Below are 1,438 nucleotides of genomic sequence, written 5' to 3' on the forward strand. Positions count from 1 at the left end.
GAGGCGGCTTGGGTGGGGGACGATCGGCGGGTCGTTTTAGAACGGGGCGTGGCTCAACGGAGATCAATCTATTGGGCTAGGGGCCAACGCATAGATTCGGCACCGTAAGCCGCGTGAAGAGATGAGGCGACGCTACGGCGCTGGACGGGTAGTGCCCTAGAGCCTGCTGGAACTCGGAATGGGTGAACGCCGCCCGAAAATGGGCCACTGACTCCCATACTGCGTAGTTCATGAATACCGTGCTTCCGGCAATGCCTTGGTGCAACTGGGTTGAGATGTAGCCTGGCTGCTGCTTCATCCAGTTGGCGTCGGCTTCCCACGCTTTCAGGAGGGCGGGAATGTCTTCTTCTGCGACTTCGAAGATGTTCACCAAGACAACGGGTGAGACGTCTGTGTTGATCTGCTGAAAGATCGGAACATTCTGATCAAGTGGTTTGATCTGAAGCATCTGGCATCTCCCTGGATATCGGTCTGCCGGACGAGAAAAGGAACTGAACGACCGGCGCTATGGATTAGGAAAGCCAGTTTCCAGCAGGCTTTCCCATGTACGGTTGGTTCGGCCGGCAGCCATTCTAGCCATGGCAGAAGACGTCCAGCTTGTTGCCATCGAGGTCGCGAAAATAGCCAGCGTAGAAGCCTTCACCGCGCGGACCGGCCGGGCCTTCGTCCTTGCCGCCCAATTCGAGCGCCTTGGCGTAAACTCGGTCAACCTTCTCGCGCGAATCGACGACCAAGGCCACCATGACGCCGTTGCCCACCGTGGCGGGGTTTCCGTCAAACGGCGTCATGACGCAAAGACTCGGTTTGTTCGGAGCCACTCCCCAGGCAATGCCCCGAGGGAATTCCCACAACCGTTTGGCTCCGACTTCGGTCAGCAGCTCGTCATAGAAGGCGGCCGCCCTGGGCAGGTCGTTAGTTCCAAGCGTCACGTAGCCAATCATTTGATTCTCCTCTCGTGGTCAAGAGTCTGTAGTTTAAATCACTTCCCCTTGTCACAGGATCTCGATGGCCCGTTGGGCATATCCCAGCGGCCATTGGTCGCCAGACCGTTAGCGTGCGGATTCACGATGCCGATCGGCAGCATGGCCCAATACGACGAGCGTGCGCGCTTTGAAAATAACCCTATTTTCCTCATTTAAATGACCAAGATCTGTTGCAAACTGAGCGCTGGTGAGGGTTTCCGGCGCAAAGGGAGGGTCACCCAATGGGTGGTTGGATTTTGAGCGAAAAGAGCTGGTCAAGGCGGCGGATAGTGCCTTGCAGGAGAGGGAAAAAACGGCGCTGGAGATGCGGGTTGCGACGCCTAGCGGGCGATTTCACGTTCGCTAGGACGAAGGGGGAAGCGCCACGGCCCTGGGGCAGTTGCCGTTCTTTGCCGAGTTCCTCGAAGTCTCTGGTCTATTCGCCCGCTGGCGGGAGGGGTGCCCGATGGCGTACA

At 57.9% G+C, this 1,438-nt stretch carries 2 protein-coding genes; both read right to left on the minus strand.

The features are described from left to right. Positions 1–76: 76 nt before the first annotated feature. Entirely contained in the window at positions 77–448 is a 372-nt protein-coding gene (locus CAPSK01_RS09670; RefSeq protein ID WP_034925769.1) for an antibiotic biosynthesis monooxygenase family protein, read from the minus strand. 124 nt (positions 449–572) lie between these two features. Further along, the gene (locus tag CAPSK01_RS09675; protein ID WP_034925771.1) at positions 573–941 is read right to left on the minus strand and encodes a VOC family protein; all 369 of its coding nucleotides are present in this window, start codon (positions 939–941) and stop codon (positions 573–575) included. Positions 942–1,438 lie beyond the last annotated feature (497 nt).

The organism is Candidatus Accumulibacter vicinus (assembly GCF_000584955.1).
Lineage (GTDB): Bacteria > Pseudomonadota > Gammaproteobacteria > Burkholderiales > Rhodocyclaceae > Accumulibacter > Accumulibacter vicinus.

Coding starts and splice junctions, on each gene's coding strand:
- CAPSK01_RS09670 (WP_034925769.1), bottom strand. CDS start 448: ATGCTTCAGATCAAACCACTTGATCAGAATGTTCCGATCTTTCAGCAG.
- CAPSK01_RS09675 (WP_034925771.1), bottom strand. CDS start 941: ATGATTGGCTACGTGACGCTTGGAACTAACGACCTGCCCAGGGCGGCC.